The following is a 17,298-nucleotide window of genomic DNA, read 5'->3' as shown; positions in this document are numbered from 1 at the left end:
CGTCCTCGGATCGTCTCACGGGGCGGCGTCGAGATGGGGTTGCAGATAGATCTGGGCGAGGCCTTCGCGGATCGCGGCGGTGATCTGGTCGAGCCGGCGATCGATGTGGGTCTCGAGCACGGCGATGGCGGCGGCGGCGTCGCGGGCGGCGAGCGCGGCGACCACGGCGCGGTGTTCGCCCTGCGTCGCCGGGCGGCCGCCGGCGCCCATGTCGATCCAGCGCACGAAGCGGATGCGGGCGTTGACGTTGTCGAGGACGCGGGCCATCTCGTCGTTGCGGGCGAGCGCGATCAGGCGATGGTGGAACGTCTCGTCGAGATCGGTCAGTTCGGCCATGCTGCGGTCGCCGTCCTCCGGGCCGGTGGCGTCGAGAAAGGCGGCGAGATCGGCGATCTCCTCGTCGCGGGCGCGGGCGACGGCGAGCGGGACGGCGGCGAGTTCGAGCGCCTTGCGCAGTTCGTAGAGCTGGAAGATCTCGCGCGGGTCGAGCTCGCGGCAGAAGAAGCCCTTGCCGGGGGTGAAGCGCAGGAACCCTTCCGTCTTCAGGCGGTTGAGCGCCTCGCGCAGCGGCGTGCGCGAGACCCCGAGCCGGGTGGCGATGCGGCCCTCGTTGATGCGCTCGCCGGGGCGGAAGCCGTAGGCGACGGTCATCGCCTTGAGCTCTTCGTAGACGCGGTCGACGATGCTGTCGGGTGTCTCGTCCATCGTCCCCTCCCGAGGCCGGTTCATCGGAACACGCGCGGCCGCAGTCCTGCGTGAAACCAGGTGATCATCGAATAGACGTCGTAGACGGGAAGGCCCAGCTCGGCGGCCAGCGCCGCCGCATAGGGTGGCATGTTGGTGCATTCGAGCACGATCGCGCCGACCTCCGGGTGGCGGGCGACGAGATCGCGCCCGGCGGCGAGAATGTCGGCTTCGGCCAGACCGACGTCCATGTCGTCCTTCTCGGCGGTGATGAGCACGCGGAAGAACTCGCAGCCGCCCTCGGTGCCGGCGACCGGCGTGTCGAGCGGCACGCCGACGGCCTCGAGATGGGCGGGCGTCAGGGTCGCCGCCGAGACGGTGACGACGCCGACGCGCCTGCCCGGCGGCAGGGTCGCCTGGACCCAGGGGATCTGCATGAGCGAGGAGGTGGCGACCGGAACGCCGACGGCTTCGGCCAGCTCCTTCTGGAACAGGGCGAGGAAGCCGCAATTGGTGGTGATCGCCTCGGCGCCGAGCGAGACGAGATCGCGCGCCGCCTCGACGAAATCGGGCAAGAGGCCGGCCGCGCCCTTCAGCACCACCTTCTCCGGGCTCGCGCCGCGCACCACCCGGTAGAGCACCGGGAAGGGCCAGGTCGCGGCATTGCCCATGTCGCCGAAGATGCGCGGAAAGCGCGCCTCGAGCATGAGGATGCCGAGGGGGGCGCCGTAGAGCGCCTTGCCGCCGCGGGCGATCGGGCCGACGGGTGCGGGGGTGGTCATCAGATGCCTCCGAAACCGTCGAAGCGGGCGGGCGAGAAGCCGTCGAGCGCGATCTCCGGCGCGCGTCCGACGAGGAGATCGGCGACGATGCGGCCGGTCCTCGGAGCGCTGGCGAGACCGATGTGGCCGTGGCCATAGGCGACGAGCACGTCGGGGTGGGGCGAGCGGCCGATCACCGGGCGCCCGTCCGGGGTGCTCGGGCGATGGCCGAGCCAGGGCACGGCGCGGGCGGAGCGGATCGCCTCGGCGAGGCCGGGGAAGACGGCGAGGAGATGGGTCTTCAGGACCTCGGCGCGGCGCCAGTTCGCGCGCGCGTCGACGCCGGCGAGCTCGACCTGACCGGCGACGCGCAGGCCGGTGGCGAGGCGGGTGATCGCGACCTTGCGGTCCTGGATCATCACCGGCGGGACCGGGCCGAGGTCGAGCCCCTCGAACTGAACGTGATAGCCGCGCTCGCTCTCCATCGGCACGCGCAGGCCGAGCCGGACGGCGAGATCGGTGGAGCGGATGCCGGCGGCGATCACCGCGCGTTCGGCCGGGATGGTGCCGGCCTCGGTGACGACGCCGGTCAAGCGTCCGCCGGAGAAGGTGAAGTCGACGGCGCGGGCCTTCACCACACCGGCGCCGCGCCGTTCGGCGTGGGCGACGAGGGCGGCGACGTAGCCGCCGGGATCGCGGCAATGGGCGCTGTCGCCGACCCGGACGGCGAAGCGATAGTCGGGCGAAAGATCGGGCTGGAGGGCGCGCAGGGCCTCACCTTCGACTTCGTCCCATTCGATGCCGACGGCGCGGCGCACGCCCCAGGTGGTCGCCTCGGCCTCGAAGCCGGCGCGATCCTTCCAGACGTGCATCAGGCCGCCCCCGGCGATCAGTTCGGGGACGCCGGCGTCCCGCGCCAGGGCGCGGTGGAGGTCGGGCGCCTCGGCGAGGAGCGGGCGCAGGATGCGGGCGATCGCGGCGATCCGCGCCGGCGTCCAGCCGGCGGCCATGTAGCGCAGGAGCCAGGGCGCGATGCCGGGCATGTGCAGCGGGCGGATCGCCAGGGGACCGAGCGGGTCGAGGAGATAGCCGGGGATCTTCTTCCAGACGCCGGGTTCGGACGGCGGGATCACCGACTGCAGCGAGATCCAGGCGGCGTTGCCGAAACTCGCGGCCTGATCGCCGCCGGGCGGGCCGGGCTCCACCAGCGTGACCGCGAGGCCGCGCGCCTGCGCCTCGAGGGCGATCGCGGCGCCCACCGCTCCGGCTCCGACGACGACGACCCGTTCCGCCATGACGGCGTTCTCCACTTCGTATTCAGACCTGCATTCCCATCAGATGACATCCATTCTCGCGGCGATGCAATCCCCGCCGCGGGCGGATCGGGGATGCCGCGTGCGGCGAGAAGAGGCGTGCCCAGGCCTTGCGCAGGATCGAGGCAGGGGAGAGCGATAATTCGTCTTGACGGTCGGTCCATTTGCATCATGATCGGTATACAGCCGATCGGGAAAGTCTTTTTCTCGAAATCGCGGTGAAACGAAGCATTCGACGCGGGCAGCCTTCGGCGCGAGATCGAACGCGCCCGCATGAGACGTCCCCTGGTTTCGAAGGAGTGGTCGTGATGAAGGCATCGACGGTCGGTTTCGCGGTGGTGGCCGCGGCTCAGGTCCTGGCGGCGGGCGCCGCGCGCGCCGAGGGGTGGGACATGCCGACCGCCTATCCGGCGTCGAACTACCACACCGAGACGGCGGTCGCCTTCGCCGCCTGCGTCAAGGGCGCGACCGCGGGCAAGTTCGACATCACCGTCCACCCCAACGGCGCCCTCTTCAAGGGCAACGACATCAAGCGCGCGGTCCAGACCGGACAGGCGCCGATCGGCGAGCGCCTGATCTCGGCGCATGCCAACGAGAACCCGCTCTTCGGTGTCGATTCCATCCCCTTCCTGGCGTCGAGCTTCGAGGCGTCCGAGAAGCTCTGGAAGGCGGCGCTGCCGGAGCTGGAGAAGCTGCTCGCCAGCCAGAACCTCGTCTACGTCTATGCCGTGCCGTGGCCGCCGCAGGGGCTCTACACCAAGAAGGCGGTCAATTCGGTCGCCGATCTGAAGGGCGTGAAGTTCCGCTCCTATTCGGTCGCGACGGCGCGCATCGCCGAGCTCTCGGGCATGATCCCGGTGCAGATCGAGGCGGCCGACCTCTCCCAGGCGCTGGCGACCGGCGTCGCCGACAGCTTCATCTCGTCGGGTTCGACCGGCTTCGACGTCAAGGCGTGGGAATACATGACCCACTTCTACACCGTCGACGCGTGGCTGCCGCGCAACGTGATCTTCGCCAACAAGGATTCCTTCGACAAGCTCTCCGCGAGCGAGAAGGCGGCGGTGAAGACCTGCGGCGACACGGCGGCGGCCTCCGGCCTCGCCCAGGCCAAGGCGCTGACGCAGAAGTACATCGACGCCCTCGCCGCCAACAAGATGACGGTCTCCGCCCCCGGCGCCCAGCTCAAGAGCGAGCTCGACGGCTACGGCAAGACCATGACCGGCGAATGGGAAGCCAAGGCCGGCGCCGCCGGCAAGGCGATCGTCGACGCTTATTCGAAGTGATCGCGACGCGATCGGGCATCGCGCGGGCGGGGCGTCTCTCGCTCCGCGCGGGTCCCGTCGTCTCGTTTGCGTGAAAGGCACCGGATGGCGATCGCCCGGGTGTTTCGTTTCGTCCTCGACGGACTCTACAAGACGGCGGCGGCGCTCGCGGCGCTGTCGTTGTTCGGGGTCTTCGCGATCATCGTCGCGCAGATGATCGCCCGCTGGTCGGGGCAGTCGCTGCGCGGCTCGACCGACTATGCCGGCTATCTGATGGCGGCCTCGTCGTTCCTCGCCTTCGCGGCGGCGCTCAACCACGGCTACCACATCCGCGTGACCATGCTGCATTCGCTGCTCGGGCGTCGCGGCGGGCGCTGGGCGGAGATCTGGGCCTTCGGCGTCGGTTCGGTGATCGCGACCTACATCGCCTGGTACGCCTGCAAGACGGTGTGGTGGTCGCGCAAGCTCGGCGATCTCAGCCAGGGGCTCGACGCGACGCCCCTGTGGATCCCGCAGACCGCGATGGCGGCCGGGGCGATCCTGCTGGCGCTCGCCTTCCTCGACAATTGGGTGCGTCTCGTCGCCACCGGCCGTCACGGCGTGCGGGCCGAGACCTCCGACCAGATCCCGCTGGAGTGAGGCATGGAACAGGTCGAATTCGCCGGACTGTTCCTCGTCGTCCTGTTCTTCCTGCTCGGCACGGGGGTGTGGGTCGGGTTGGCGCTGGTCGGCGTCGCCTTCGTCGGGATGGCGCTCTTCACGGCGCGGCCGGTCGGCGACGCGATGATCACCGCGATGTGGTCGTCGGCCTCGTCGTGGTCGCTCACCGCCTTGCCGCTCTTCATCTGGATGGGCGAGATCCTGTTCCGGACGCGGCTGTCGGAGGACATGTTCAAGGGGCTGGCGCCGTGGATGGCGCGGCTGCCGGGCGGGCTCCTCCACACCAACATCGTCGGCTGCACCATCTTCGCGGCGGTCTCCGGCTCCTCGGCGGCGACGCTGACCACGGTCGGCAAGATGACCGTGCCGGAGCTGAAGAAGCGCGGCTATCCCGAGCGCATGGTGATCGGCACGCTCGCCGGCGCGGCGACGCTGGGGCTGATGATCCCGCCGTCGCTGACGCTGATCGTCTACGGCGTCACCATCAACGAATCGATCACCAAGCTGTTCATGGCCGGCATTCTGCCGGGCCTCGTCCTGGCGGCGATGTTCATGGCCTATCTGGTGATCTGGGCGAAGCTCGCGAAGGACTACGCGCCGACGCCGGAGCCGAAGATCTCCTTCGCCGAGAAGGTCGCGGCCTCGCGCTTCCTCGTGCCGGTGATCCTGCTGATCATCGCGGTGATCGGGTCGATGTACGCCGGTCTCGCCACGGCGACGGAGGCGGCGGCGATCGGTGTGCTCGGGTCCCTGACGCTCGCCGCCCTCCAGGGCTCGCTCGACGCCAAGTCCTTCCTCGCCAGCCTGATGGGGGCGACGCGGACCTCGGCGATGATCGCGCTCATTCTGTGCGGCGCCGCCTTCCTGTCGATGGCGATGGGCTTCACCGGCCTGCCGCGCCTGCTCGCGGAATGGATCGGCTCGCTCGGCCTCAGCAAGTTCCAGCTGCTGATGGCGCTGCTGGTCTTCTACATCGTCCTCGGCTGCTTCCTCGACGGGATCTCCTCGGTGGTGCTGACGATCTCGATCATCGAGCCGATGATCCGCTCGGTCGGTATCGACGTGATCTGGTTCGGCGTCTTCATCGTGCTCGTCGTCGAGATGGCGCAGATCACTCCGCCGGTCGGGTTCAACCTCTTCGTCATGCAGGGTATGACCGGCCATCAGATGGGCTTCGTCGCCAAGGCCGCCTTCCCGATGTTCCTGATCATGGTCGCCATGGTCTTCGTGATGATCCTGGTGCCGGATCTCGCGACCTGGCTGCCCGATCATCTGACCCTGGCGCCGGGTTGATCGGCGTGATCGGGTCCGCGCTCGGAGCGATCGCCCGTCACGGCCGGCTGGTGCTGGTGGCGGGGCTGGTGATCGGTCTCGCCTCGCCGGCGGCGGCAGGGGCGATCCGGCCGCACATCGGCTGGCTGGTGGCGATCCTGCTCGCCTTCTCGGCCTATCGCATCGGCGTGCGCGCCGCCTGGGGCGCGTTCGACGCCCTCGCTCGGACCCTCCTGGTGGTGGCGATCCTGCAGGTGGGGATGCCGCTCGTGGTGATCGGGATCGAGCACGGGTTCGGGCTCTCCGGGCCGCTCGCCCTGGCGCTGGTGATCATGACGGCGACGGCGCCGGTCGCCGGCGTGCCCAATCTCACCATTCTCGTCGGCGGCGATCCGGCGCCGGCGCTCCGCCTGCTGGTGGTGGCGACGGGTCTCCTGCCGCTCACCGTGGTGCCGGTGTTCCTCGCCTCCGGCGCGCTCGGCGATCCACTCGCGGTGGTGCCGGCGGCGCTCCGGCTCGCCGGTCTGATCGCGGTGGCGGCGGTGGTCGGCTTCTCGATCCGCGCCTTCGTCGCGCCCCATCCGACGCGCGAGCGGGTGGCGGCGATCGACGGCGCGTCGGCGCTGGTGATGACGGTTCTGGTGATCGGCCTGATGGAGGCGGTCGGGACGGCGATCCGGGTCGATCCTCGGGCGGCGGGCGCGAGCGCGGTCGCCGCCTTCCTCGCCAATTTCGGCTTCCAGATCGCCGGTGGGCTGGTCTGTCGCCGGCTCGGCCGGCGGAGTGCCGCCCCGGCGATCGGCATCGCCACCGGCAACCGCAACTTCGTGCTGCTCCTGACCGCGCTGCCGGCGGCGGTGACCGATCCGATCATGTTGTTCGTCGGTTGCTATCAGCTGCCGATGTATCTGACGCCGCTGCTTCTCGCCGGGTTTCACCGCTGGGCGGGGCAGGAGAGCGACGGCTGAGGGCGTGGGCCGTTCGGCGATGCCGGCCGCGCCGGGCGTGGACGCCCGGCGAACCCCTCGTCCGCCCTTCGGGCACCTTTTCCCGCATGGGGAGAAGGGAAGACGCGTTCCTTTCGAAAGCTCTCTTCGAGCGACCGTGTCGTCGAGGACGGGTTTCCGCCGGCCTCGTTGACAGCGGCGGCGGCGCGTCCTAGCCTGAATACAGGTCTGAATAACAACCGACGAAGGGCGAGGGGCACATCATGAGCAACGAGGCGAGCGGGGCCGAAGCGCTGTTGCGGATGCTCGAACTCCACGGGGTTCGCACCGTCTTCGGTCTGTGCGGCGACACCAGTCTGCCGCTCTACGACGCGATGTATCGCGACGGGCGCGGCATCCGCCACGTGCTCACCCGCGACGAGCGTTCCGCCGCCTACATGGCCGATGGTTACGCCCGGGTCACCGGCAAGGTCGGCGTGTGCGAGGGGCCGAGCGGCGGTGGCGCGACCTATCTCCTGCCGGGCATCGTCGAGGCGAACGAATCCTCGGTGCCGATCCTCGGCATCACCTCGGACGTGTCGGTCGCCTCGCGCGGTCGCTTCCCGCTGACCGAGCTCGACCAGCAGAGCCTCTATCGGCCGCTGACCAAGTGGAACACGGTGCTCGATCGCTCCGCCGACGTGCCCAAGGCGCTCAGGGCGGCGTTTCGCGCGATGACCACGGGCAAGCCGGGCTCGGCGCACATCGGCCTTCCCTTCGACGTCCAGACCGGAGCGGTGCCGGAGGCGGAGATCTGGGGCCAGCCCGAACACGGGACCTGGCCGGCCTGGCGCTCGGTGCCGGCGCCGGACGAGGTGGAACGGGCGGCGGCGTTGATGGTCGCGGCGCGGCGGCCGGTGTTCCTGGTCGGCGGCGGCGTGCTCGCGGCCGGGGCCATGGATGCGCTCGCCGCGTTGGCGGAGGCGCTCGACGCGCCGGTGGCGACCACCGTCTCGGGCAAGGGCGCGATCGCGGAGACCCATCCGCTCGCCGCCGGCGTGGTCGGCTCCAACGGCGGCGTGCTCGCCACGCGCGCGGTGATCGACGCGGCCGATCTGGTGGTGATCGTCGGCTGCCGGGCCGGCTCGACCTCGACGGAACATTGGCGCCATCCCGGGCCGGGAGCGATCGTCGTCCATCTCGACGTCGACCCCGCCGTGATCGCGGTCAACTACCGCACCGACGTGGCGCTGGTCGGCGACGCCCGGCTCGGGCTCGAGGCGCTCGGGGTCGCGGTCGCGGATCGGCTGAAGGGGCGCGGCGAGCGCTCCGGGGAGGGGCGCGCCTCGGTCGCCCTCGCGAAGGAGGCGAAGTGGTCGGCGTTCCACGCGATCGCCGACGGCGACGAACGGCCGATCCGGCCGGAGCGCCTGATCCGCGAGTTGCGCGCCGCGCTGCCGGCGGATGCGATCGTGGTCGCCGATCCGGGCACGCCGTGTCCCTATGTCTCGGCCTATTTCGAACTGCCGCGCGCCGGCCGGCACTTCCTCACCAACCGTGCCCACGGCGCGCTCGGCTGGTCGATGTCGGCGGCGACGGGGGCGGCGATCGGCCGTCCCGAGGCCAAGGTGGTGGCGATCATGGGCGACGGCAGCTTCGGCTTCACCGTCGGCGAACTCGAGACGATCGCCCGGCTGAAGGTGCCGATCGTGATGATCGTCGTCTCCAACGCGGTGTTCGGCTGGATCAAGGCGAGCCAGAAGGCGGGCTACGACGCGCGCTATTTCTCGGTCGACTTCACCCGCACCGATCATGCCGCGATCGCGCGGGCCTATGGGGTCACCGCCCACCGGGTCGAGGATCCGGCGGCGCTGGGCGAGACCCTGCGCGCGGCGATCGCCCACGACGGGCCGGTGGTGATCGACGTGATCAGCCAGCCGCTGCAGGACGCGGCGGCGCCGGTCAGCCAGTGGATGGGGTGACGGGAGGCCCGGATTCCGGCCGGTGATTCCCGTCGGGTCCGAGGGTCACTCCGAGCATGTCACCGGGGCCGCGGGCGTTCGGCGAGAGCGTCGAGGGTCATCACAACGGCGGCGAGGCCGGTGGCGGCGAGGATCGCCAGCGTCAGCGGCCGGGCGGTGGCGTCGTGGAAGAGGCCGAGCGCGGCGCTGACGGCGGTGCCGAGGCCGAATTGCAGGGCGCCGAGGATCGAGGAAGCGGATCCGGCGTGGCGGCCGCTCGCCGCCATGGCGAGCGCGGTGCCGTTGGCGCCGATCAGCGGGATCAGGGTCAGGCCGAGCGCCAACGGGATCATGAAGACCACCAGCGAGCTCGTGTCGGCGACGAGGTTCAGCCAGAGCGCCTCGGCGAAGGCGACGGCGATGGTGAGGCGAAACACCGTCTTCGGCGTGGCGAGGCGCAGGAACACGCGGTTCGCCTGGGCGACGACGATCATGCCCGAGGCAGTGAGGCCGAACAGCCAGCCGTAGGTCTGTTGCGAGACGCCGTGGACGGTCATCAACACGTGCGGCGAGGCACTCAGATAGGAGAAGAGGGCCGAGAAGGCGGTGGCGACGGCCAGCGTCGGCGCCAGGAAGGCGCGATTGCGCAAGAGATCGACGAAGACCCGGCCGAGATCGGCGATCGGCTCGCGGCGGCGATGCTCGGCCGGCAGCGTCTCGGGCAGGCCGAAGCGGACGGCGAGGAACGATCCGGCGCCCATCACCGCCAGCACGACGAAGACCGCGCGCCAGCCGAAGGCGGTCAGGATCCAGGCGCCGAGCAGAGGCGCGATCACCGGGGCGAGGCCCTGCACCAGCATCAACTGGGTGATGAAGGAGGCGGCGTCCTTCAGATCGAAGAGATCGCGGACCACGGCGCGGCCGATGATCATGCCGGCGCAGCCGCCGAGCGCCTGGGCGAGGCGCAGCACCGTCATGGTGGCGACGTCGGGGGCGAAGGCGATCAGCGCCGACGAAAGCGTGAAGAGCGCCGCGCCGAAGAGAAGGGGGCCACGGCGGCCGAGCCGGTCGGCGAGGGGCCCATAGATCAACTGCCCGGCGGCCATGCCGAAGAAGAAGATCGACAGGGTGAACTGGACCGAGCCGACATCGGTGCCGAGATCGGTCGCGATGGCGGGAAAGCCCGACAGATACATGTCGATCGAGAAGGGGCCGAAGGCGGCGAGCGAGCCCAGCACCAGAGCGAGGCGCAGGCGCGAGATCGACGGCTTCGCGGCCGGGGCGGGGCGTTCCATGGCGGTCTCCGAGGCGCGGGCCGGAAGGCCGAGCGGTCGGACCATGGACCCCGGAGCGCCCTCGGGGTCAACGCCCGTCCACGCATGGGGCGCATGCGCGGGCGGGCGCTTCGCGACGGGGCGCGGGGCGAGGGCGCCGGCCGTCCACGGATCACTCTCATACTCGGCTCATGAAATTCGGACTCGTCCGAACTTCTTGAGCGCCACGGCCTGACCGGCCGACACCCGGTCGGGCTCGCCTTCGTTCACGACGTTTCGAAGAGATCGAAACGTCGTGAACTCGATATCAGCGATCGGTGCAGGAGATGCAGGGATCGACCGAGGCCTGGATGATGGCGAGGTCGGCGAGCTGCTGGCCCGGCACCATCGCCTCGATCGCCGGGATGTTGACGAAGGAGGGTGTGCGGATCTTGACGCGGGCGGGGGTCTCGCCGCCGTCGGAGACGACGTGATAGAGCACCTCGCCGCGCGGCGCCTCGATGCGCACCGTGGTCTCGCCGGGCGGGATCTCGGCCCAGCCCTCGGTCGCGGCGATCGGTCCCGCCGGCATCTTCTCGAGCGCCGCCTCGATCAGGCGGATGCTCTCCAGCATCTCCTCGACGCGGACGACGACGCGGGCGAAGACGTCGCAGTCGTTGCGCAGCGACGGGCGGAAGTCGAGTTCGTCGTAGACGAGATAGGGCTCGTCGCGACGGACGTCCATGTCGACACCGGAGGCCCGCGCCACCGGGCCGACCACGGCCCATTCGATCGCCTGTTCGCGGGAGAGCGGGCCGATGCCGATCAGGCGGGCGCGGGCGGTCGGGTTCTGGGTGAAGGCGGGGACGACGACGTCGGTCAGCGCGCCCTTCAGCGCATCGAGGGCGCCGCGATGGATCGCCGGGTCGGGGATGTCGCGATTGATGCCGCCGATGCGGTTCATGCCGTAGTTGACGCGGTTGCCGGTGATCGCCTCGAGCAGGTCCATGACCTTCTCGCGGGCCTGATAGACCTCCATGAACAGCGAGTGGAAGCCGATGTCCTCGGCGCCGACGCCGGCCCACAGGAGGTGGGAATGGAGGCGTTCGAGTTCGGCGACGATGGTGCGGACGTATTGCGCCCGCTTCGGCACGGTGATGCCGGCGATCTTCTCGGCCGCCATGCAGAAGGTCATGGCGTGGGTGTTGGAGCAGATGCCGCAGACCCGCTCGACCAGGGTGATCGCCTCGGTCCAGTTGCGCTTCTGGGCGAGCAGCTCGATGCCGCGGAAGGAGAAGCCGACCTGGATCTCGGCGGAACGCATGATCTCGCCGTCGCAGGTCGCGCTGACCTTGAACGGCTCCTCGAGGGCGGGATGGTAGGGACCGACGGGAATGGTGAAGGCCATGGCGGGTTCACTCCGGATTGGACGGCGGCGCCGGGCGGCGCGCGGCGCACATCGGCGCGCGCATCATGCCGGTGGCGTAGCCCTCGGGTCGCATCAGGGGGGCGAGGTTCGGGTGGCCGAGGAAATCCACGTCGAAGAGATCGTGGATCTCGCGTTCGGCCCAGGAGGCGGGGCGCAGGCGCGGTGCCAGCGAGGCGATGGCGTTGTTGCGGGTGACGGTGGCGACGTCGACGATCCGGTCGTGGGCGACGAAATGGTAGATGATCGCCGTCTCGCCGTCGGGGCCGAGCGGAATGCCGGTGATGGTGCCGAGGCGCAGACCGAGCGCCGGCAAGGCGTCGGCGAGCGCGTCGACGTCGAGGAAGGGGGCGTCGGCGCGGATGCCGTTGGCGCCGTCGGCGACCCGTTCGACGCCGGGCAGATCGGCGAGGCGGGCGAGGAGGTCGGTGTGGGTCACGGCTTGGCCTCCTCGATCGCGGGGGTGCCGCAGACCTTCGGTCCGAGGAACCCGTCGCGGATGCGTTCGCTGGTCATGCGGCGGCGGCAATCCTCGCAGAGATCCTTCTCCGCGAGCGCGGTGCCGGACAGGGCGCCGCCCAACATGTCCGACTGGACCGAGGCGGGGAGCGGAACATGCGGCCGGCCGCAACGCGGGCAGGGGATCAGCGCGATCTCGTCGCGCAGGCCGACCTGACGGCCGTTCAGGGCGGCGCCGGCGACCTCGTCCTTCATGGTGATGGCATGGGTCGGACACCAGATCTCGCACAGGCCGCAGAAGGAGCAGGAGCCGGAGCCCCAGGTCCAGGCGAGGGTGCGCTCGTTCTCGCGGGTGACCGCGATGGCGGCGGGCGCGCAGACGTGGGCGCAGGTGCCGCAGCCGGTGCACAGCGCCGCGTCATGGGCGAGGAAGCCGCGCAAGCCGGCGGGGACGGGGGGTTGGTCGCCCGGCGCGCGGGTGCGCGACGGGGCGAAGAGATTGGCGAGGACGGTCTGCAACATGCTCATGGCATCCTCCTCAGCGGGCGAGGCCGGCGGCGAGCGCGGCGACCGACATCGCGCCGCCCCACACCCAGTAGAACCGGAAGGCCTGGGCGAGCCGCAGCCGCGCCGTGGTGGCGGCGAGCAGGGTGAGGCCCATCAACAGCGCCAGACCGACGGCGACCCACACCACCAGGGCGGCGAGCGGGGCGGCCGGCATCGGCACGAACAAGATCACGAAGAGTTCGGTCAGGACGACGATCTCCAGCGCGTGGGCGAGTTCGAACAGGCCGAGCAGCGGGCCGGAATATTCGATCAGGCCGCCGGCGACGATCTCGTGCTCGGCGTTGGCGATGGAGAAAGGGTTCGACTTCAGCCGCGCCGGCAGGGCGAGCAGGAAGGCGGCACCGGCGACGACGTGGACGAGGCCGAAGGGGGCGGCGGCGAGGGTGCGCAGATCGAAACTGCCGGCCCATTCCGCCATGGCGATGACCGAGGCGAGGAAGGGCAGATTGTAGGCGAGCGACATCAGCGCTTCGCGCATGGCGCCGACCTCGCCGTAGACCGAGCGGCCGACGTAGCCGGCGAGCACCTCGCACAGCACCGGGACCTCGAGCAGATAGAGCAGCAGCACGACGTCGCCGGGGAGCCGAGGCGCCGGATTGCCGGGCACCGGCATCACGACGAGCGCGGCGGCGATCGAGGCGAGCGCGATCACCGGCAGAGCGACGAAGGCGGCGCGCGGCACGCCCTCGGGGATGACGGTGCGCTTGCCCATCAGCTTGACCCAGTCGAAGAAGGGCTGGAACAGGGGCGGACCCCTGCGGCCCTGGAGTTTGGCCAACGCCTTGCGCATCAGCCACAGTTCGAACCAAGCGAGCGGGGCGGCGACGAGGAGGCCCGGCCAGACCAGGAAGGCGAGGGCGTAGGCGAGAAACGGGGTCATGACGCCACCTTCTCGAGTTCGGGCCGCGCGGCGTCGCGGGCGGCGAGCTGGTCACGGGTCGCGCCCTCGCCGAGGAGGCGGGCGGCCTCGACGATTCCGTCGAGGATCTGCTGGGGGCGCGGCGGGCAGCCGGGCACCCAGACGTCGACCGGCACGATCGTGTCGAGCGAGCAGCCGAGCACCATCGGGCTCTCGGCGAAGACGTTGCCGCTCGACGGGCACGAGCCGATCGCCACGACCGCCTTCGGCGAGGGCATCTGATCCCACATCGACAGGACGGCGGCGCGGGAGCGCACGGTGAGCGTGCCGGAGACCAGCAGGATGTCGCAGTGTTTCGGGGTTCCGTGGACCTGGACGCCGATCTGCTCGGCGTCGTAGCGCGGGGTGAGCAGCGGCGTCACCTCGATGTCGCAACCGTTGCAGGACCCGGCGTTGATCCGGCAGACCCAAGGCGACTTGCGACGCGCGATCGACAGGACGCGATCGAGAAGGCTCATGGCGCGGTTCCTTCGACGAGAGCGAGAGCGTGGGACGGCATTTCGGTGGGCACCTCGAAGATCCGCGGAACGAGGCCGGAAGCGACGATCGCGAGCGCGGTGACGATCAGCACGACGCGGGCGGCGACGGGCGCGGGCGGGGCGGGCGTCTCGGTCTCGGCGGGGCCGAGCCAGACGCGGTGGAGGGCGCGCACCATCACCAGAAGGAGAGCGGCGACGGCGACGAAGACCAGGGTGACCATCACCGGCCCACCGACCACCTCGGCGGTGCGGAAGAGGCGCCAATGGGCGGAGAAGCCGAGCGAGGGGGGCAGGCCGACGAGGGCGCCGGCGCCGACCATGAAGACCGCGCTCGCCACCGGCAGGCGACCGGCGAGGCCGCGGGTCGTGGCGATCGAGAGCGGCCGGCCGAGGGCGGCCTCGCCACAGGCGACGGCGCCGAAGAGCGCGGTGTCGGCCAGCGCCTTGCCGACGAGGCCGAGGCTCGCGCCGGTCTGGGAGACCGGATCGACGGTGAGGAGACCGAGCAGGATCAGCCCGGCATCGGCGACGCCGGTGAAGACGAGGATGGTCTTGAGGTCGGTCTCGGCGATCGCCAGGGCGACGCCGCCGAGGAGCGAGGCCGCCGCCAGCACCGTCCAGGGCGCGAGGTGATCGGCGAGGATCCAGGGCGCGACCTGCGCGAGTTCGGCGAGATCGGCGAGGACGCCGGTGTCGACGACGCCGACGATCAGCACCAGCGAGACGGCGGGAACCGCGCGGGCGACGACCGGCAGCCAGAAATAGAGCGGCACCAGCGCCAACTTGAGCGCGAAGCCGAGCATCAGGAGGCCGACGGCGATGGTGTCCCAAGGCGCGGCCGGGCGGAGATGGCCGAGCCGGATCAGGGTCAGGCCGGCGCCGACGGCGACGATCGCCGGCACCAGGGCGAGGGCGAAGGTGCGGGTGGCGGCGGGGGCGTCCCTCGTGCCGGAGGCGGCGACGAGGGCGAGGGCGGCGAGTTCACTCGCCGCGCCGAGGGTGGCGCCGAGCGCGGAATGACCGACGAGACGGGCGGCGACGGCGGTGGCGACCAGGAGGATCGCCGCCCCCCACCATGCCTTGTTCCGGCCGCCGAGGGCGACGGCGAGAAGGGCGCCGGCGAGGCCCACCGCGAGCGGCAGGGCGAAGGGGGGAAGGGTGAGCGTGGGCGAGACCATGACGGTGTCCTTCGAGGCTCAACCGAGCGCGAGCGTTGCGGCCACGGCCAGGGTGGCGAGGAGGATCAGGAGCGCGGGACGACGTTCGAGGAGAGGAGCGAACGCGTTCCGCGTTCCCGTCGCGACCCGGCCGGCGCGCGACCAGATGCCGAGCCAGAGCGGATCGGGGTCGACGCCGTAGACCGGATGGAAGGCGTCCTCGGCCATGCCGGCGAAGTCGACGGCGCCGGGGCGGTCGCCGGCCGGCAGCGGTTCGCCGCCGGTGAAGACCGCGACGGTGGCGCGCGTCGGGGCGTCGGCGAGCCGCCAGACGATCCAGCCCATGGCCAGCGCGGCGGCGACCAGGGTGGCGCCGACGGTGAGGCCGATGGCGCCGCGTCCGGTGGCGATGCCGCCCCAGGAGGTGGCGACGTCGGGGGTGAAGCCGAGGCCGGCGACGGCGGGGGCGACGATCGCGTCCATCATCAGCTGCGGGGCGAGACCGAAGACGACGCAGCCGGCGGCCATGAGACCCATGCCGATCAGCATGCTGGGCGAGGCCTCGTGCAGCTCGTGACGGGCCTGGGCGCGGGCCAGTTCGACCGGCATGGCGCCGTAGAAGACGTTGACTGTGGCCTTGAGGAAGGAGAAGGCGGTGAGGATCGAGCCGATCCAGCCGGCGGCGAGCAGGAACAGCCAGCCCTTGTCGAGCGCGGCGCCGAACAGCAGCCACTTGGCGACGAAGCCGTTGGTGAGCGGCACGCCGGCGATGGCCGCGGCGGCGACGATCCAGATCTTGGTGGTCCAGGGCATGACCGAGGAGAGGCCGCCGAGGCGGGTCAGGTCACGGGTGCCGGTGGCGTGCTGGACGGAGCCGGCGACCATGAAGAGCGTGCCTTTGAAGAGGGCGTGGCTCAGCGTGTAGAAGAGGCCGGCGGCGATGCCCCAGGCGGTGCCGATGGCGAGACCGCCGACGATGTAGCCGAGCTGGCTGACGGTGTGGAAGGCGAGCAGGCGCTTCAGATCGGTCTGCTTGAGGGCGAAGATCACGCCGACCAGGATGGTCACGCTCGCGACGATCGCCAGCGGGCCGCCGAGCTCGGGGGTCCACGGGCCGATCGAATACATGCGGGCGATCAGATAGACGCCGGCCTTGACGTAACAGGCGGAATGCAGCAGCGCCGAGACCGGGGTCGGGGCGTTCATCGCCTCGGGGATCCAGGTGTGGAGCGGGAACATCACCGACTTGGCCATCGCCGAGACGATCATCAGCGCCGCGACGCCGGTGGTGAAGCCGGCCGCGAGCTTCGGATCGGCCCAGTCGAGGGTGCCGGTGCGCAGCTGGAGGAGGACGATCGCCACCAGGAAGCCGTAGCCGGCGAGATGGGTGATGACCAACACCTTGCGGGCGCCGTCGACGGCCGCCTTCTGGCGATACCAGAAGCCGACCAGGGTGTAGGAGCAGAGCCCGATCACTTCCCAGGCGACATAGGCGATCAGGAGATCGGCGGCGGAGCCGAGCACCAGAAGGCCGGCCACGAAGACCAGCATGATCGTGTAGAAACGGGTGAGCCCCTGCGGCTCGTCGGCCATGTAGCGGATCGAGAAGATCAGGATCGCGGTGCCGGCGGCGGTGCCCATCAGGGTGAAGAGCGCGGCGAGGCCGTCGACGCGGAAAGTGACCGCGGTGTCGGCGTCCCAGACCGGGGTGAGCGTGGCCGTGAGCACGTCGCCGTGCATGGTCGCGGGCAGGAGCGCCAGCGCGGCGGCGAAGGCGAGCGCGGCGGCGAGGGCGGCGAGCCGCCCCTTGGCGAGCGGCGACAGCCAGGGCGCCAGAACGAGTTGCAAGCCGGCGCCGGCGAGTAGGGCGAGCACGGGCAGGGTGACCGGGTCCATGGAACGGGCTCCTTCAACCTCCGGCGAGCGGAGGGAAGATGTCGACTTCGGCGACACCCTCGAGCGAACAGTCGAGACCTCCGCGGCCGCGCACGTCCTTGCCGTCGAGCAGGATCGCGGTGAAGCCGTAGAGGTCGCCGTCCTTCATCACCCATTTGGCGAAGGGTTCGCCGTAGAGGGCGACGAGGTCGTTGACGAGGGTACGGACGTCGGGAGCGGGGCGGGTCCATTCCTCCTCCCGCTTGTGCGTGGCTTCGCGCAGCAGGGCGAAATAACGGACCTTCATCGTGTTCTCCCGGGATG

At 70.7% G+C, this 17,298-nt stretch carries 17 protein-coding genes; 5 read left to right on the top strand and 12 right to left on the bottom strand.

Annotated features, from left to right (window positions below):
• Nucleotides 1–15: 15 nt before the first annotated feature.
• The 3 genes from J3S89_RS06805 to J3S89_RS06795 are packed head-to-tail and all read right to left on the bottom strand — an operon-like array spanning nt 16 to nt 2,740.
• Nucleotides 16–705, bottom strand: coding sequence for a GntR family transcriptional regulator (locus J3S89_RS06805; protein ID WP_217926711.1), 690 nt, complete (start codon nt 703–705; stop codon nt 16–18).
• A 20-nt stretch (nt 706–725) separates the two neighbouring features.
• Nucleotides 726–1,466, bottom strand: coding sequence for an aspartate/glutamate racemase family protein (locus tag J3S89_RS06800; RefSeq protein ID WP_217926710.1), 741 nt, complete (start codon nt 1,464–1,466; stop codon nt 726–728).
• Nucleotides 1,466–2,740 carry an NAD(P)/FAD-dependent oxidoreductase gene (locus tag J3S89_RS06795; RefSeq protein WP_217926709.1) on the bottom strand — a complete coding sequence of 425 codons (1,275 nt, stop codon included), beginning with the start codon at nt 2,738–2,740 and terminating at the stop codon, nt 1,466–1,468. The genes J3S89_RS06800 and J3S89_RS06795 overlap by 1 nt, the downstream gene beginning before the upstream one ends.
• 326 nt (nt 2,741–3,066) lie before the next feature.
• Between J3S89_RS06795 and J3S89_RS06790 the strand changes: the two genes are divergently transcribed.
• From J3S89_RS06790 to J3S89_RS06770, 5 genes are all read left to right on the top strand, one after another.
• Nucleotides 3,067–4,041 carry a TRAP transporter substrate-binding protein gene (locus tag J3S89_RS06790; protein WP_217926708.1) on the top strand — a complete coding sequence of 325 codons (975 nt, stop codon included), beginning with the start codon at nt 3,067–3,069 and terminating at the stop codon, nt 4,039–4,041.
• 84 nt (nt 4,042–4,125) lie between these two features.
• Nucleotides 4,126–4,659 (top strand): TRAP transporter small permease, encoded by a 534-nt coding sequence (locus J3S89_RS06785; RefSeq protein ID WP_217926707.1) that lies wholly within the window; start codon nt 4,126–4,128, stop codon nt 4,657–4,659.
• Between the two features lie 3 nt (nt 4,660–4,662).
• The gene (locus tag J3S89_RS06780; protein WP_217926706.1) at nt 4,663–5,973 is read left to right on the top strand and encodes a TRAP transporter large permease; all 1,311 of its coding nucleotides are present in this window, start codon (nt 4,663–4,665) and stop codon (nt 5,971–5,973) included.
• A gap of 5 nt (nt 5,974–5,978) precedes the next feature.
• Complete coding sequence (locus J3S89_RS06775) at nt 5,979–6,920, top strand: hypothetical protein (protein WP_217926705.1); 942 nt, start codon at nt 5,979–5,981, stop codon at nt 6,918–6,920.
• A 242-nt stretch (nt 6,921–7,162) separates the two neighbouring features.
• A complete protein-coding gene (locus J3S89_RS06770) occupies nt 7,163–8,860 on the top strand; it encodes a thiamine pyrophosphate-binding protein (RefSeq protein WP_217926704.1) in 1,698 nt (565 codons plus the stop codon).
• Nucleotides 8,861–8,919: 59 nt separating this feature from the next.
• Here J3S89_RS06770 and J3S89_RS06765 read toward each other — a convergent pair whose 3' ends face one another.
• The 9 genes from J3S89_RS06765 to J3S89_RS06725 form a co-directional block, all read right to left on the bottom strand.
• Nucleotides 8,920–10,134 (bottom strand): multidrug effflux MFS transporter, encoded by a 1,215-nt coding sequence (locus tag J3S89_RS06765; RefSeq protein ID WP_217926703.1) that lies wholly within the window; start codon nt 10,132–10,134, stop codon nt 8,920–8,922.
• 286 nt (nt 10,135–10,420) lie between these two features.
• Nucleotides 10,421–11,500: a hydrogenase large subunit gene (locus J3S89_RS06760; protein ID WP_217926702.1), complete on the bottom strand. Its 1,080-nt coding sequence runs from the start codon at nt 11,498–11,500 to the stop codon at nt 10,421–10,423.
• Between the two features lie 7 nt (nt 11,501–11,507).
• Nucleotides 11,508–11,957 carry an NADH-quinone oxidoreductase subunit C gene (locus tag J3S89_RS06755; RefSeq protein WP_217926701.1) on the bottom strand — a complete coding sequence of 150 codons (450 nt, stop codon included), beginning with the start codon at nt 11,955–11,957 and terminating at the stop codon, nt 11,508–11,510.
• A complete protein-coding gene (locus J3S89_RS06750) occupies nt 11,954–12,505 on the bottom strand; it encodes a 4Fe-4S dicluster domain-containing protein (RefSeq protein WP_217926700.1) in 552 nt (183 codons plus the stop codon). Before J3S89_RS06750 ends, J3S89_RS06755 begins: the two co-directional genes overlap by 4 nt.
• A 10-nt stretch (nt 12,506–12,515) precedes the next feature.
• Nucleotides 12,516–13,424: a respiratory chain complex I subunit 1 family protein gene (locus J3S89_RS06745; protein WP_217926699.1), complete on the bottom strand. Its 909-nt coding sequence runs from the start codon at nt 13,422–13,424 to the stop codon at nt 12,516–12,518.
• A complete protein-coding gene (locus tag J3S89_RS06740; protein WP_217926698.1) occupies nt 13,421–13,921 on the bottom strand; it encodes an NADH-quinone oxidoreductase subunit B family protein in 501 nt (166 codons plus the stop codon). The genes J3S89_RS06745 and J3S89_RS06740 overlap by 4 nt, the downstream gene beginning before the upstream one ends.
• Nucleotides 13,918–15,120: a proton-conducting transporter transmembrane domain-containing protein gene (locus J3S89_RS06735; RefSeq protein WP_217926697.1), complete on the bottom strand. Its 1,203-nt coding sequence runs from the start codon at nt 15,118–15,120 to the stop codon at nt 13,918–13,920. The genes J3S89_RS06740 and J3S89_RS06735 overlap by 4 nt, the downstream gene beginning before the upstream one ends.
• A gap of 18 nt (nt 15,121–15,138) precedes the next feature.
• Nucleotides 15,139–16,995: an NADH-quinone oxidoreductase subunit 5 family protein gene (locus tag J3S89_RS06730; RefSeq protein WP_217926696.1), complete on the bottom strand. Its 1,857-nt coding sequence runs from the start codon at nt 16,993–16,995 to the stop codon at nt 15,139–15,141.
• Nucleotides 16,996–17,008: 13 nt separating this feature from the next.
• Nucleotides 17,009–17,281 carry a MoaD family protein gene (locus J3S89_RS06725; protein ID WP_217926695.1) on the bottom strand — a complete coding sequence of 91 codons (273 nt, stop codon included), beginning with the start codon at nt 17,279–17,281 and terminating at the stop codon, nt 17,009–17,011.
• Nucleotides 17,282–17,298 lie beyond the last annotated feature (17 nt).

Source organism: Pinisolibacter aquiterrae, assembly GCF_019160155.1.
In the GTDB taxonomy this organism is placed as follows: Bacteria; Pseudomonadota; Alphaproteobacteria; order Rhizobiales; family Ancalomicrobiaceae; genus Pinisolibacter; species Pinisolibacter aquiterrae.
Note: the sequence above shows the minus strand (reverse complement) of the source record. Positions and strands in the feature narration are given on the sequence as shown.

Coding starts and splice junctions, on each gene's coding strand:
- J3S89_RS06805 (WP_217926711.1), bottom strand. CDS start 705: ATGGACGAGACACCCGACAGCATCGTCGACCGCGTCTACGAAGAGCTC.
- J3S89_RS06800 (WP_217926710.1), bottom strand. CDS start 1,466: ATGACCACCCCCGCACCCGTCGGCCCGATCGCCCGCGGCGGCAAGGCG.
- J3S89_RS06795 (WP_217926709.1), bottom strand. CDS start 2,740: ATGGCGGAACGGGTCGTCGTCGTCGGAGCCGGAGCGGTGGGCGCCGCG.
- J3S89_RS06790 (WP_217926708.1), top strand. CDS start 3,067: ATGAAGGCATCGACGGTCGGTTTCGCGGTGGTGGCCGCGGCTCAGGTC.
- J3S89_RS06785 (WP_217926707.1), top strand. CDS start 4,126: ATGGCGATCGCCCGGGTGTTTCGTTTCGTCCTCGACGGACTCTACAAG.
- J3S89_RS06780 (WP_217926706.1), top strand. CDS start 4,663: ATGGAACAGGTCGAATTCGCCGGACTGTTCCTCGTCGTCCTGTTCTTC.
- J3S89_RS06770 (WP_217926704.1), top strand. CDS start 7,163: ATGAGCAACGAGGCGAGCGGGGCCGAAGCGCTGTTGCGGATGCTCGAA.
- J3S89_RS06765 (WP_217926703.1), bottom strand. CDS start 10,134: ATGGAACGCCCCGCCCCGGCCGCGAAGCCGTCGATCTCGCGCCTGCGC.
- J3S89_RS06760 (WP_217926702.1), bottom strand. CDS start 11,500: ATGGCCTTCACCATTCCCGTCGGTCCCTACCATCCCGCCCTCGAGGAG.
- J3S89_RS06750 (WP_217926700.1), bottom strand. CDS start 12,505: ATGAGCATGTTGCAGACCGTCCTCGCCAATCTCTTCGCCCCGTCGCGC.
- J3S89_RS06745 (WP_217926699.1), bottom strand. CDS start 13,424: ATGACCCCGTTTCTCGCCTACGCCCTCGCCTTCCTGGTCTGGCCGGGC.
- J3S89_RS06740 (WP_217926698.1), bottom strand. CDS start 13,921: ATGAGCCTTCTCGATCGCGTCCTGTCGATCGCGCGTCGCAAGTCGCCT.
- J3S89_RS06735 (WP_217926697.1), bottom strand. CDS start 15,120: ATGGTCTCGCCCACGCTCACCCTTCCCCCCTTCGCCCTGCCGCTCGCG.
- J3S89_RS06730 (WP_217926696.1), bottom strand. CDS start 16,995: ATGGACCCGGTCACCCTGCCCGTGCTCGCCCTACTCGCCGGCGCCGGC.
- J3S89_RS06725 (WP_217926695.1), bottom strand. CDS start 17,281: ATGAAGGTCCGTTATTTCGCCCTGCTGCGCGAAGCCACGCACAAGCGG.